This is a genomic window from Lachnoclostridium sp. (assembly GCF_031997925.1).
In the GTDB taxonomy this organism is placed as follows: Bacteria; Bacillota; Clostridia; order Lachnospirales; family Lachnospiraceae; genus Lachnoclostridium.
On sequence record NZ_DAMADT010000009.1, the window covers coordinates 109551 to 123817 of the forward strand.

Sequence of the window (14267 nt, forward strand, 5' to 3'; positions counted from 1 at the left end):
GTCATTTAAGCCAGCGCAAATGTATGGTACAGTTAAGATACCTGCCACACCTGCTGCACCAGCCGCGCCCAAAAGAGGCTCATATAGTCCAGCCACCAATATAAGAACCGTATAAATACCATAAGTAAGTCCGGAAATCATACCAGTCGTCAGACCAGTTGTTCTGAATTTTTTACTCATTGCTGCCATCTTTACATCTGCAGACGTATTATTAATCCCTTGGTTCCCCATTATATAATCTCCTTTTTCTCTTTCGGAAGAATCATTGCTACGTCTCCGTGAGGGCGTGGAATAACATGAACTGAAATCAATTCCCCAACTCGCTGCGCTGCTGCTGCTCCCGCATCAGTTGCAGCTTTTACTGCACCAACATCTCCTCTAACCATTACAGTTACAAGACCACCGCCTACAATTTCCTTACCAATAAGAGTTACATTAGCTGCCTTTACCATTGCATCTGCAGCCTCGATAGATCCAACCAAACCTTTTGTCTCAATCATTCCTAATGCATCAAACTTCATAGCTTACGTCCTCCTTCTTAATTCAAATGGGTCTACGAATACTAAAACTGCTTATTTACCCCGTTTGAATACTGCACAAAATCCAATTCATTCTGTTTTTGTTTTTATTTCATATGTTCAGCTAAACATTTTAGAAAAAACATAACACCAGTTAATATTACTAATTTCGATATCGTGTTTTGTCTTTTTCTGTACATTTAGTATAGCCCTTCCCCTTAAGGGTAAAGTCAATATGTTTTTTATTTTTTTTATAGTTAATTATTAGGAGCAAAAAACTGTAAAAAGTAGGGTTTTACAAATTCCTAAGTCCCACAGGTTTTGTCCCTTTAAAAGGTAAAAAAAGAAAGGTACCTCTGTTACAGCAAACTTAAAAACTACTGTATCAGAGGTACCTTCCCCTTATATTTACTAAAGCTTTAACTATTTAATCAGCTTAATCTACTCTCTTATTCCCTGTTAATAGGGACCATTATCTCTGTAACAAATTCATCCGCATTTCTGGTAGTCCAGTAATCCACTACATATCGTTCATAGCTTTCTTTACCGCATTTATAACCTTTTTTAGAAGCCCAGTTAAGTATCTTCTCATATTCTTCATCTATATTCTCCAGTTTACCAATATGATAAACCGATGCAACCATGATTCCACCAAAGACCTGTCGATTCTTACATCCCTTACATGGGTAGATAGCCTGCTGCATGATTCTGGTCTGTTTGCACCTTCCGGTCATCTTTTCCTCAAAGGAATCGAATTTCAAAATGACTGGCCCTGTAATCTCATTTTTAGCTTTTTCCAGGTGGCTGGTCCATTCTAAATTAATAATGGATTCCATGTATTGATATTCAAAATCCTGATCCATTCCACAGAAGGTTGTAGGCTGAATATATTTTACAGAAACATCATGAACATTATTCTGAAGCACCATCTTGGCTTCCTGTATCAGTTCATACCAATCTTTGACTGCAATATAGCTGTTATGAATCTGTTGTTCTTGCTGGCTCAGCTGGTCAATCTTGTTGCGGAAGTTATGTTCCAGATAGAAATAGGTATTTCCCTCCACTAGCCCCTGCATCTCTTCAAGCTTAAACCCCATCTGCTTGTAGTATTTAACTATTGGAACCGTTAAAAGTGACTCTTTGTTATAGTAACGATAGCTGTTTTCCTTGCAAATTACGTCCGGTGATATGATTCCCATCTTATCATAAAACCGCAAAGCTTTCGTTGAAATATTACAACTCTTACTGACTTCTCCTATTGAGTATAATTTCTTTTCTTCCATGTAAACCTCCATGAGCATTTGCACTTCTCCACATGCCCCTTACTTATTTTCCCTATACATTAATAGTATAAGCCTTCCCGTATAGGGGAATGTCAATACTACTTATATATCCATTTTACACCTGAAAATGCTGCTAAGATACAAGTAAATTATGCAAATTATTTAAAATTTAAAGATCACTTGTGAAAGATTCTAGTGATATTTTAAAAATTTTAACGCTTTTTATGATGGATGATTATGAATATCGATATCTGTAATCAGGTTTTTAATGCCGTACTCCATGCACTATGAGGGCAATATTTAAAACATGATTTAAATCCACAAATCGATTAAGCTGTTTTTGACTCAAAAACACCAAAAGCATCGGATTTTTCATTCCGATGCCTTTGGTGTTCCATGTTATAAATTATTTTTTCTTCGCTGAGATAATCAACATCATAGGTCTTCGTAGTTTTTTCATAAACCATTCATAAGGTTTAAATATGACTAAGTATTGATGGAGTAACCATGTAATGCCAATAAGAAACGCGAGTCGGACCGCCTTCTTCTCCTGCAAAGGTAAGTAATTCTTCCTCCAATTCATCAATTCTTTCAATATCATGATTTAAAAATTGTTCAATCCTTAATCTAGCAGTAGAAACACGTTGTATCAATCCACCAATACGCAAGTCAATATTGTCAAGGCCAAACACTTTGTTTTCTCTTAACCATTGCACATGAAAGATAGCTAGAAATTCCTTTATATCTTCTATAAGCTTAGGAAGTAATGTTTTTGAATAAACCTCTAAAGTTTCTCTATCTCCCTTTTTATAAGCTCGCCTTATCTTAATTCCTGCATCACACTTTAGTTCTAAAATTTTAGCCATTTGATATTGAGTTTCAAAAATATAGTTAAAGTTTCCATTTCTTTTTCTCATAACATGAAAGCTCTCCGCACAGAGATGAAAGTGCTCGCTATAAGATTCTCCATCAATATGCTTATCAAAAAGACCAAGCAATATGTCCTGATAGAAAATATATTTTGGAGGATTTAGAACTCTTCTGCCAGAACCTTCGTTATCTGGAGTCAGCATTAAAAGGTCCAGATTCATAAAATCCTCATATTCCATACCAATACAAGCCTTAAATCTTTCCTCCATATGAATGCTATTACTATTATCACTATAGCAAAGCTCTGCCCACATGACCAAAGTAGGCAAAATAGAAAACAAAGAACATTCCGACCCATTATCTCCCCATAAGGTAATTAACACTTCTTTAATTCCTTTTCCCTTACAGCTTTCATGGGCACTTCTTCCAACTTTCTCACTAAAATGACTGTTAGGAGAATATCCACTCCATCTCCATGCCCCTCCAGCAAATATAATATTAGAACTAAACTCCAGGTGTTTCTCTATCATAGCGTCATATGTTTCCTTCTCTTCCGAATAATAATCCCAATACACGAAAGACAGATTATCAGGAATATTTTTTATCATATCCTGTTCAAAAACACTGTCAACTGCATAATATTCACCTTTGTTTAAAAGTCTAAATATCATGTCGCTCCACATCATCGGCTCCAGACCATATTTTTCGGTAATTTCAACTACCCTATTCATGTGCTTTATCATAAGGTCCATCCGGTTTACATATCCATGATTGTCTAAATATTTTCCCAGACCAATCATATCTGCTTCGTCCATTCCAATATTAATTCGTTTCGACACAAAGCATTCAGACATGGTCTTAATCATCTCTTCAATATATTCGTAGGTCTTTTCACTATCAATGAGAAATATATCTCCTACATCCCTTAATTCCTCCATTGCACCCCACTTTAGAACCTGATCCATATGTGCAAGGGTTTGGATTGCAGGAATTACCTCTATTCCAAAGATGGCAGCAAACTCACCCATTTCTTTTAATTCTTTCTTGGAATATCTGCCTCTAAGGTAACCAGCATAAGGATACTTATCAATTTCAAACGTATCCTCCATGTAAAGTTGAATTGTAGAATATCCCATTAAAGCAAGATATTTTACCATGCTACAAAAAGCTTCTCTTTTTGGAACTGCATTTCGTGAGCAATCAATCATAATACCAAGATTTTCATAAGTAGGTAATTCTAACCGCTGGGGATCCTTATTGTTTTTTAAACTCTCCACTAAAAGTCCCACTGCCCGGATAAATTGATGCTCTCTTCCATACTCTAAGGTAAAACCTGATGATTCTTTTTTTATTCTTATATCCTTGTTACCTTTTAAGACAGTAACCAAAATCCCTTTTGTATCTAATTCAATCCCAAGAAGTTCTTTTATTTCTTCAATTGCATCCGTTTGCATTTTACTTATGCCTTTAAAATGAATTTTCATTCAAACGTCCTGCCTCTCTTAAACTTTTAAAGGATAATTTACCCTTCCATTATCTCTGTATTTTCCGTTATTAGCCTGCAATTTCAATTAAAATATACTGGGTATACTAGCCTTTTTTATAATGTTAATCTGCAATGCAAATCTTAATGTCATCCTCCAGATTCTCTTTATCAACCCATAATTTTTCTATGTTCATAGCTTCATCAAATACAGACGCACCAGGCTTACCATTAACTAAAAAGGTACGTTTTCCTACTCCATTATTCTCATAGCTAATGCATAATGACTTTCCTTGGTATATCATATCTACTTGATAATTTTTAAAAGGAATCCAATTTGACGGCTGAATAAAAAATCCCTGATACTCTGCTTGAAATCCAAATACAAATCTAAGAATTATCTTAAACACAACATTTGAACTACCTGTCTGCCAATCCTGCATAGATTCTCCGTCGATATGTAGTTTTACATTATCTCCGTAAGAATTAGGCATAACATAAGGAGAACAGGATACCTTCTCATGGGTAAATGGAAGTATTTTCATTAACTGTTCCCATGCTTCTTTTGCCTCTCCCATCATAAACAAGGCCATAATTCCAAATGCACTTGCATGGATATATGCTGCTCCATTCTCAGCGGTTCCCGGTGGTAATTTATAAATACGTCCAAACCCAAGTGCTCCTCCTTGGGTTTTCCCTAATGTTTTCCCTAGTGTTTTTCCTTGGGTTCCCCCTAGTGCTTTTTCTCGGGTTTCCCCTGGTGTTCCTGGTAAGAAGTAAGGCTCAAAGGTTTTAAGACCAAAGCGAGAATCTAAGGCAGCAAAAGCGTTTAATATGGTTTCTTTCATATTTTTATTCTTCTCATACATTCCACTGATAACCCAAAAAGCATTTGAAGTTAATCCATGTCTGGAAACATTATCAGGATCGCAAAAACTACCGACATAATAGGACTTCTTATCCCCCCATCCGTGAACAATACGTTGCTCACCCTCCTTGTTTTTTATAACTGCGTGCTCTTTAAGACCTTTTTCAATGATTTCCATGACCTTTTCATATTCTTCTATAAGGGTTTTCTCATAAGATAGCAAACTTAACAGTTCAATCATATCTTTTAAATTTTGATAAAATTGTAAGGTTACCATTACAGAAACACCGTTTCCGAATTCTTCGGAGCCATCCATACTTACCCCTAATCCATCTAGAGCATCATTCCAATCTCCATAAAGGGCTTTTATACATCCGGTTACCATATCCTGATTATGCATTAAATATCCCATAATACGCAGCATATGAGATAGCACACTATCATAAATCTCACTTTTCTTAACAGCTCTTCTTTTATCATCCACTATTTCGTAATATCCGCAGTTTTCCTCTAATATGCTAATATCGCCTGTGAACTTTATGTAATTAATAATCGTATTAATCACCCAAACACCTTGATCAATAAATTGTCTTAAATCCATTACAGGCATTGCACTTTCATTCCTAGGTAGCGCATACTGTCTAGGACACCGACCACTAGGATCAATAAAACTTAAGGCTTCTACTATTTTATTCTTAGCCTGATCCGGCTTAAAGAAAAGCATGCCTTCTAATGCTTGAAATACATCTCGAATTCCAATTAAGGAACCTTCCGATAATTGCACATAACCTTTAATTAAAGAACAGAACTCCACCTGTTTCTTTAAATTATCAAAAAAATAAGTAAAAACCGACTCATTATAAGTCTTTCCTATCCCATTTCCAAAGGTAGCATTTAAAAGTTTCTTATTTGCTTCTTCTTTCTCCTTATCTACATTTACTAAAGCGTCTATATATTCTGGTTGTAATTTTCTGATTAAGCCTTTGTAATCCTCAGAATTATGGGAATGAATAAGGTAACTAAGCTCTAAATCCACACGAATTAACGAAATAGGAGCCACCTCAAAATGTAATATCTCACCTGCTATCGCTGTGTCATTAAAAGCAGTTATGTGTTTCTCATTCTGAAAATAACCTTGCTTTAAGGGCTTGGAGGAATGTAAACTGCTATAGGAGCCTCCCACATATTCATATCTTGAAGTTGTAGCTTCTTCTTTTAAAAGACGGTTCTCTCCTTCTAAGGTAACAGATTGATTAATCACTCCATAATTGGTAACAGATAAGGTTCTGGATAAATCTTCATTAATACTAAATACAAATCTACCTAATAAATCTTTATCTTCTTTTATGTATTCTTCTCTAATGTATTCTTCTTTTAAGGATTCTTCTTTTATGTATTCTCCTTTTCGAAACCATCTGTTTTCTGATGTTTCATAAACACTGTTGCTTAGAAAAGGATTCAAATAGGCAGATAGATAAAACTCCTTTGATTCTTTACTAAGATTCTCAGTTAATAATGAAAAATACATATGATCCGCCTCATCCACAAATACACGAATGGAAAAACGCATGTTATCTGTCTCAGTAATATAATAAGCACATGTCTTAGTAAACACAGTATATCTAGCAATGTTACAAAATCTGCTTTCATCTAACATAGGAACTGCCAATAGAGAAAGCACATCATAGCCATCTTTTTCTTTTATCCCTGCAAAAAAGCCAATTCCCGGCTCCTGTCCTTCCTTCACTCTTAAAAAAGGTGAAAAAAGGCCTTCATTGGCATGCATATAGCCAGAAGCATAAGCCCAAAAATTAAACCCATTCTTCCCATAGGGAAATCGATTATCTCCATCCATACGAGGAATACACAAAATACTTCCATCCTTTAAAAAGTATGTATTTCCCGGAAGTTCATTTTTTGTATGCTCCTTTGTATGTTCTTTCCCTTGTGTAATAATCTTTCTATATTCCTTTGAATAACTTTCAATTAGCTTTCTATAGTTCTTCACAACTTCCGTCCTTTCTTCTTAAATTCAAAAATTTCTCCATTTCATCTGTAATTTTAGAGACCTCCAAGCCGCTTTCCATCTCAGCATAAATTCGTAACACAGGCTCTGTTCCGGAGAAACGTGTAATAATCCAGCCATCGTTTTCAAAATAGATTTTCATACCATCCTCATAACTAATCTTTTTAATTGGTTGTTCATAGATAGGAAGCTTCTTTTCCACAAATAAAAGATGATGCAATTCTTCTTTTTTCTTTTGGGAAAACGTATAATTTCTTTCTTCCATATACATTTTTCCATACTTATTATGAATTTCCGCTAACAACTCAGATAATCTTTTATTTGTAACACAGATTAATTCTACGATTAAACTAGCAGAGTAAATACCATCTTTTCCACGAATACGCCCGTTAATGGTAAGACCTCCACTGCTTTCTCCGCCAATAATAGCTCCGTGTTCCTCCATCCCTTGGCTTATATGTTTAAATCCAACCGGAACTTCATAGCATACTTCCCCATAATCTATGGCAATCCGGTCTAACAAATGTGTAGTGGCTAAATTTCGCACCACACCACCTTTTATACCTTTATATTCTAAAAGATAATAATACAAAAGGACTAAAATATCATTTGGATGTATAAAATCCCCTATTTCATCTATGATACCTAGCCTGTCTGCATCCCCATCCGTTGCAATTCCTAAATCATATTTTCTATCCACTACCATATCCCTTAACTTATTTAAGGTTCCGGCAGAAGGGGAAGGAAGTCTTCCTCCAAATAAAGGATCGTGTCTATCATTGATAACATCTATGGAACATCTTGCTGTAATTAAAACAGTTTGAAGGCAGGTTTTAGCCACTCCATACATAGGATCCAGTAGAATCTTCAAACGTCTTTCCTTTATCTTACTTACATTAATATCTTGTAAAATATTATCTATATAATCATTAAAGGGATCTATTTCCTTGATTTTCCCAAGGCTAATACCCTCTTCAAACTCCATCTCTTTAATATCTTTTAAAGTTAACACATTCACTATTTTTTCGATTTGTTCCGTTGTTTCTAATGAAGCATCTCTACCTCCTCCTGCAAACAACTTAATTCCGTTGTAGTCATAAGAATTATGACTTGCTGTTACAGCAATTCCATATTTTAATTTTAAATCATCCACGGTATACATAATCAAAGGAGTTGGTGCTATATCTTGAATGAGATACACAGTAATTTCATTGGCTGCCAAAACTTCACTAATCCACATAGCAGCTCTCTTTGATAAAAACCGCCTGTCATATCCTACTATAAGTCCTAATTCATCGTACTCTTTTTTGGCTTTCTCTTTTCCGTCTTTCTCCTTTTCTTCTTCAATCTGATTCCTTATATATAGAGCAATTCCTTGAGCTAATAAAGTAACATTATCCTTGGTAAATTCCTCTCCAATAATAGCTCTCCAACCACCTGTTCCAAATTTTATCATTATGTTTCCCTTCCTTTTGTACTATAAATCTTGCTTAACTAATTCCGAATATAAAACCTCTAAAAAATCGAGCATAAAAGTAAAGAGTGATTACATGCTTATCTATGTGATGTTGCTATGATTTATGGTAAGATTATGGTAAGGTTTTATGAGGAAATAGTATTATATTAGGGGATGTTGCAAAATAAACAAATATGCAATACCCCCTCTATTTGTAGTAGCTAAACGCAGCTACTTTTTACTGTATTATTGTGCGATAGACTCATATCTTTCATAAGCTTGATTCTTCAAAGTAGTCATTTCATCAATTCCTAATTCTTTTACTCTTTGTACAAAGCTGTCAAATTCATCAATTGGTCTGGTACCAATAAAGAATTTTATCATTTCTTCTTCCACATATGTATTGATTGCGCTCATCTTAACAGAATAAATTTCTTCTTCTGCTTCTGTTAATGTTAAATTAGGGTTAAATGGATAGAAGTAATCATTATCCACATAATTAAATAACTGTTGTTTTACATCGTCATTGATACAAGAAGCTGCTTCATATTCTGGCATCTGTCTCATACCGATTAAGGCTTGAATACCATTTCTTCTATTATAAAGTATAGTTCCTCCCTCACTATTAAGGATGGATTCCATGTATTGAGGTTTTCCGTCAACCATATTATAACTTTCACCTTCAATACCAAAATTAAATAATAAGGAGCCTTCTTCACTGTATACATAATCAAACATCTTAATAATATCAACTACATTTTTTGCTGAACTTGAAATCCCCCAAGCATAGCTTACTATCGTTGCCTGTTGACTGAAAGTTTTTGGTTCCTGTCCTGCAGTTAATACCGGTGGTTGAATAACTTGCCAATTTGTATTAGGATCGTTAGCTAATACTTCATTGTTATAATTTTGAGCCGCAACATAACCGGTCCAATAACAAGTTGCTCCTGCTTTATTATTTAAAATATGGTAATTGTTTGTATCTTCTCGGGTAATAAATTCATTATCAATTAACCCTTCCTGATACCATTTTGTCATAGTCGCTAAGTATTCCTTGGTTTCAGGTAACATTGGTGCAAATACAGCCTTACCGTCTTTTACCATCCAATAATCGTTATTAGGATTTAACTCAACTCCCCAAGCATCCGCAAAGTTCATATAATAATTTTCCCAAACACGGTCCAAAACTAGTGGTGTAACATCACCAACTCCGTTGCCATTTAGATCATTCGTCTTGAATGCTTTTAATACATTGTACCAATCATCAATGGTAACAGGAGCCTTTAAACCTAATTTATCTAACCAGTCCTGACGAATATTATATCCCATGGCAGTACGAACTGCAGACAGCATAGGAATACCATAGATCTTACCATCACTTGCAGCTGCTTGAGCCATAGCTTCTTTGTTCTCTAATAAATATTTTTTAATATTTGGAGCGTGTTCCTCAATTAAATCATTTAGAGGAATAAAAGCACCTGACATACCAAAGGTATTAATATCTCTTACAGAACCTGCCATAACGTCTGGATACTTACCACCGGATATGATAACACTAAATTTTTCCTTCGCTTCACTGTGAACAACGGATTCAATACTTAACTTGATATTTAGCTTATCTGCCAAAGTTTTAAAAGTTAACGTGTTCTCATCATAAATTGCTTCTGGTAAACGGCTAGGTACAAACATGGATATTTCTACCGGTTTTGTACTTGTTCCACCCTCTTGATTGGTTTGCACTGAATCATTTTTCTTTCCCCCATTGCCAGTATCTCCTTTGCTGCATCCTGCAAGCATACCAATACATAATACCGATACTAGTAACATACTGATCCATTTTTTTTTAGATTGAAACATTTTCATAATCCTCCTCTTTAAGATTATATTTTTTAACACTCTCATAACTAGTTGAAAGTGTAGTGCCCATTATTCTTTTACGCTCCCAACTAAGGCTCCATTTACAAAATATTTTTGTAAGAAAGGATAGATTAATATAATTGGTAATGTAGTTATTACAATAGCCGCAAACTTAATGGTAGTAGGTATACTTGCTTCTCCTCTAGTCAGTGCTTTTGCAATATCCTGACCTAACTGGCTGGATATAATGATTCTCTGTAATAATACCTGAACAGGGAATTTTTCATTACTGCTAAGGAGCAACATCTCCCAAAAATAAGAATTCCAACGTCCTACTGCATAATAAAGTGCTACTGCTGCCATAATCGGTTTTGAAAGAGGAATGATAATTTTCATAAGAATCTGAGCATCATTTGCCCCTTCAAGATTTGCTGATTCTTCCAAAGAAGCCGGCAAGCTTTGGAAATGAGTCCTAAAAATAATAACGTAAAAAGCACTAATTGCAGGGTAAAGAAGAATTCCAAGACGGGAATCTAGTAAGTTTAATCCTCTCATAACTAAGTAGAAGGAATCATACCTCCCCCGAACCACATGGTAAAGACAATAAACAAACTCATGGCTTTTCTTGGTGCCCATCTCTCTTTTGACAGAGGATAAGCTGCTAAAATAGTCAAAGTCAAACTTAACAAAGTACCAAAAAGAGTATAAAAAATTGTGTTTAAATAAGATAACCAGATTCCTTTGTATTCCATTACTACCCTATAGGCTTTTGTAGTAAATTCTTTTGGGTATAGTACTACCTCGTTTTTCATAACACTGGTAGCTGAGCTAAACGATGCTGATATTAAGTAGATAAAAGGATATAAGGTTACAACACAAACAAATATAATTATTATGTAACAAATGCTTACAAATACAATTTCACTAAATCCCATTTTTTGTTTCACGTAAAATCCCCCATTCTGCCTCCATCTTGCAAATTTGGGCATTAGCACAAATTCGCTACTTTAATATCTTTTTACCATAAAGTTGTACCATCTAACTTTCTAGTAATTTTATTTGCAAGATACACTAATACAAATCCTACGGTATTCTGAAAGATGGACATTGCCTGTGCATAGCTATATCGCCCTTTTGTAATTCCTTCACGATATACATAGGTATTAAATACATCTGCTGTTTCATAAATAGCAGGATTATATAAAAGGATAATACGTTCATGACCCACATTAAGAATGGAACCTAAATTAATCAGTAACATAATTACAATGGTAGGAGCTAACCCTGGTAATGTAATATAAAGCATTTTTTGAAACTTTCCCGCACCATCTACGGTAGCTGCTTCGTATTGCTCGTTAGAGATTCCTGCAAGTGCAGCCATATAGATAATAGCTCCGAATCCCGTTCCTTGCCATATTCCTGTAGTAATAAATATAGTTCTAAAATATTTTGGTATCTGTAAGAAATTAATGCTTTCATGTCCCAATTTATTTAAAACCATATTAAACAAACCTGAATTTGAAACAAATTGAATTACCATGGACATTACCACTACTGAGGAAATAAAGTAAGGCAAATAGCTGATTGTCTGGGTTATCTTTTTAAACTTCTTTCTTCCGATTTCATTAAAAGCAATAGCAAGTATAATAGGTAATGGAAATCCAAAAATTAATCCAAATATATTAAGTAAAAGTGTGTTCTTAAATAACCTTGGGAAATATGGATCTGTAAACAGGATTTTAAAGTTTTTTAAACCAACCCATGTACTATTTAAAATTCCCTTTACGATATCGTATTTTTGGAAAGAGATTACCATCCCGCCCATTGGCAAATAAGCAAATAACAAAAACCATATAAATACCGGCAAGAACATAAGATATAACCATTTATTCGTTAGTATTTCTAATCTTTTTTTCTTCTTCTTTTTCTTTTCTAACATTTTGCCTCCTCTGTCCGTATTTCCTGTAACGTTACGGTTATAGAATAAAGGCATCTCTATTCGATTACAATCACAAATATTCCATATTAGAGTATTAATTCTTCTACTTGCCATTTGTACTGTAAAAAGGCAATAGTATTATTTCCACATTCTATTACCATTTCTCCTTTCCTTGTATTTTCAATAAATAACTGTGTGAAAAATACCAAAATAAAAACACCGTAATATTTCTATTCATTGTACCTATTACAACTTTTGAAATATAACGGTGTTGTTTTTATATCTGCTTTAGACAATTTACTATGTAATTGAATTACGTCTGTATTGAACCGGTGTTATAGAATATTTTTCTTTGAATTTTTTAATAAAGTAGTTGGAACTGCTAAATCCTACTTGTTTTATAAGTTCCTCCAATGGAATATTACTTTCTACCAACAATTTAGCGGCTTTTTTTAATTTACATTCCGTCATAAACTGTGTTATATTCATTCCGCTTTCTTCTTTAAAAATCCGGCTAATATACTTTGGACTTAAAAACACCTTCTCTGCAATAAATTCCAAAGAAAGATTTTCCTCTAAGTTCTCCATAATTACTTTTTCTATTAATTGTACTACAGTCTTAGTTGGATTTTCTTCTAATCTGGACAATTCATCAAAGGTAGTTTCAATTAATTTCATAAACCAATAATAAAAATCCTCTACATTATATAACTCATTAATATCTTTAAATAGCTGAGTATCGTTCTTATTTTTACTTTCTTTCATAATATCTCTCATAAAGTGATTATATAAAAACACAAATTTTAGTACCGCTCCATTTAAATATTCTGCTGAAACCGTAAGTTCCGCAGCTACTGTAATGAAGTTCTTTAATATAATTTCAATATGTCCTAATTTTCTGGAAACCAGTGCTTCACTAAAACTTTCAAAATCAATATCCATGGTTTCTTTTAGATTAGATACTTTAGCCTTTAATTCTTCTTCATTTAAAAAGTAAACGTGTGGCATAAAATATAAATAATCTATAAGCTTTTCTAATCGTTGATAATTTTTATGTACCTCTATAAGCTTTGAAAAACCAACACTTTGAAGTATAATTGCATCTACGGAAAAGTTAATCTTCATATAATCTGTAAACTTATTTCTTAAGATGGCTAATTCTCTCTTATCATCTTCTCTCATAGAAAAGACAACACAGACCGTTCCGTCAAATAAATCCGCGGACAAACAACGTGCGTCACTGTTTGAATAATTGTCAAAAAAGTAAGTCATATTATAAATAAGTACGTTTCTTGTTAACTCATCTAAACTATTGTATATTTTCTGGTGAAGTTTAATAATCAGTACATAATGGGAATGGAAAGGCAAATTACAACCTAAAAGCGTTAATTTATCATCCACATCCTTTTCATTTGTAATCTTTGCTGACAAAAGATTTAAAACTAAATCACGCTTTATGATATTTCTGTTCTCGTACAATACTTCTTCTTTTTCTATTGCCCTATCATATAATTCTTCTATTGCCCTATCAATATAGTAATATTCACTTTCCCTTGCCTTCTTACTAAACTTCATCCTATCCAACCTATTAATTATTATGTGAAAAGGTCTGTACAGTTTCTTAGCAAAAAGGTAGGAGATAAGAATACCAACAAAAATTACAGTACAGGAAAAATATAAAATATTCATTTGAATTTTCCGTGTTTCATCAAAATATTCCTTCGTGGAAACCATATTAATAATAACCCAATCTTCTATACCTGCAGATTGGCTAATAACAACCGTATCCCCAATTCTATAGCTTCCCTTTGTCCCCTCTTCCGAAATTATGTCATCTATCAGTTCTTGTTTATCCTCTAATAAAGTATGAAATCCTTCTGTATTTCCTTCTATCGCAATGATTTCCCCTTGGCGGTTCATAATTGCTACAGCATCTAATTCTCCTATAATAAAATCCTTTAGAAGCC

General features: G+C 33.9%; 10 protein-coding genes and 1 pseudogene. All 11 read right to left on the bottom strand.

Translation table 11 applies throughout. From position 1 onward, the window contains the following. Nucleotides 1–231: pseudogene (locus tag RTP52_RS08520) on the bottom strand (EamA family transporter); the annotation flags it as partial. Further along, complete coding sequence (eutM, locus tag RTP52_RS08525; protein ID WP_312102957.1) at nucleotides 231–521, bottom strand: ethanolamine utilization microcompartment protein EutM; 291 nt, start codon at nucleotides 519–521, stop codon at nucleotides 231–233. The gene eutM and the pseudogene RTP52_RS08520, both read right to left, overlap by 1 nt. 446 nt (nucleotides 522–967) lie before the next feature. Further along, a complete protein-coding gene (locus RTP52_RS08530) occupies nucleotides 968–1801 on the bottom strand; it encodes a MerR family transcriptional regulator (RefSeq protein ID WP_312102955.1) in 834 nt (277 codons plus the stop codon). Between the two features lie 476 nt (nucleotides 1802–2277). After that, the gene (locus RTP52_RS08535; RefSeq protein WP_312370546.1) at nucleotides 2278–4155 is read right to left on the bottom strand and encodes a family 20 glycosylhydrolase; all 1878 of its coding nucleotides are present in this window, start codon (nucleotides 4153–4155) and stop codon (nucleotides 2278–2280) included. Nucleotides 4156–4279: 124 nt separating this feature from the next. Then, nucleotides 4280–7030: a GH36-type glycosyl hydrolase domain-containing protein gene (locus RTP52_RS08540; protein ID WP_312370548.1), complete on the bottom strand. Its 2751-nt coding sequence runs from the start codon at nucleotides 7028–7030 to the stop codon at nucleotides 4280–4282. After that, a complete protein-coding gene (locus RTP52_RS08545; RefSeq protein ID WP_312370549.1) occupies nucleotides 7017–8504 on the bottom strand; it encodes a phosphoglucomutase/phosphomannomutase family protein in 1488 nt (495 codons plus the stop codon). Before RTP52_RS08545 ends, RTP52_RS08540 begins: the two co-directional genes overlap by 14 nt. 246 nt (nucleotides 8505–8750) lie before the next feature. Next, complete coding sequence (locus RTP52_RS08550; protein ID WP_312370552.1) at nucleotides 8751–10361, bottom strand: extracellular solute-binding protein; 1611 nt, start codon at nucleotides 10359–10361, stop codon at nucleotides 8751–8753. Nucleotides 10362–10430: 69 nt separating this feature from the next. Beyond that, nucleotides 10431–10997 (bottom strand): carbohydrate ABC transporter permease, encoded by a 567-nt coding sequence (locus RTP52_RS08555; protein WP_312370555.1) that lies wholly within the window; start codon nucleotides 10995–10997, stop codon nucleotides 10431–10433. After that, nucleotides 10919–11308 carry a hypothetical protein gene (locus RTP52_RS08560; RefSeq protein WP_312370558.1) on the bottom strand — a complete coding sequence of 130 codons (390 nt, stop codon included), beginning with the start codon at nucleotides 11306–11308 and terminating at the stop codon, nucleotides 10919–10921. The genes RTP52_RS08555 and RTP52_RS08560 overlap by 79 nt, the downstream gene beginning before the upstream one ends. Before the next feature lie 71 nt (nucleotides 11309–11379). Beyond that, the gene (locus tag RTP52_RS08565) at nucleotides 11380–12300 is read right to left on the bottom strand and encodes an ABC transporter permease (RefSeq protein ID WP_312370560.1); all 921 of its coding nucleotides are present in this window, start codon (nucleotides 12298–12300) and stop codon (nucleotides 11380–11382) included. A gap of 300 nt (nucleotides 12301–12600) precedes the next feature. Further along, the coding region (locus RTP52_RS08570) for a helix-turn-helix transcriptional regulator (protein ID WP_312370561.1) at nucleotides 12601–14267 on the bottom strand (1667 nt) is incomplete at its 5' end.

Coding starts and splice junctions, on each gene's coding strand:
- RTP52_RS08555 (WP_312370555.1), bottom strand. CDS start 10,997: ATGGGCACCAAGAAAAGCCATGAGTTTGTTTATTGTCTTTACCATGTG.
- RTP52_RS08535 (WP_312370546.1), bottom strand. CDS start 4,155: ATGAAAATTCATTTTAAAGGCATAAGTAAAATGCAAACGGATGCAATT.
- eutM (WP_312102957.1), bottom strand. CDS start 521: ATGAAGTTTGATGCATTAGGAATGATTGAGACAAAAGGTTTGGTTGGA.
- RTP52_RS08550 (WP_312370552.1), bottom strand. CDS start 10,361: ATGTTTCAATCTAAAAAAAAATGGATCAGTATGTTACTAGTATCGGTA.
- RTP52_RS08530 (WP_312102955.1), bottom strand. CDS start 1,801: ATGGAAGAAAAGAAATTATACTCAATAGGAGAAGTCAGTAAGAGTTGT.
- RTP52_RS08545 (WP_312370549.1), bottom strand. CDS start 8,504: ATGATAAAATTTGGAACAGGTGGTTGGAGAGCTATTATTGGAGAGGAA.
- RTP52_RS08565 (WP_312370560.1), bottom strand. CDS start 12,300: ATGTTAGAAAAGAAAAAGAAGAAGAAAAAAAGATTAGAAATACTAACG.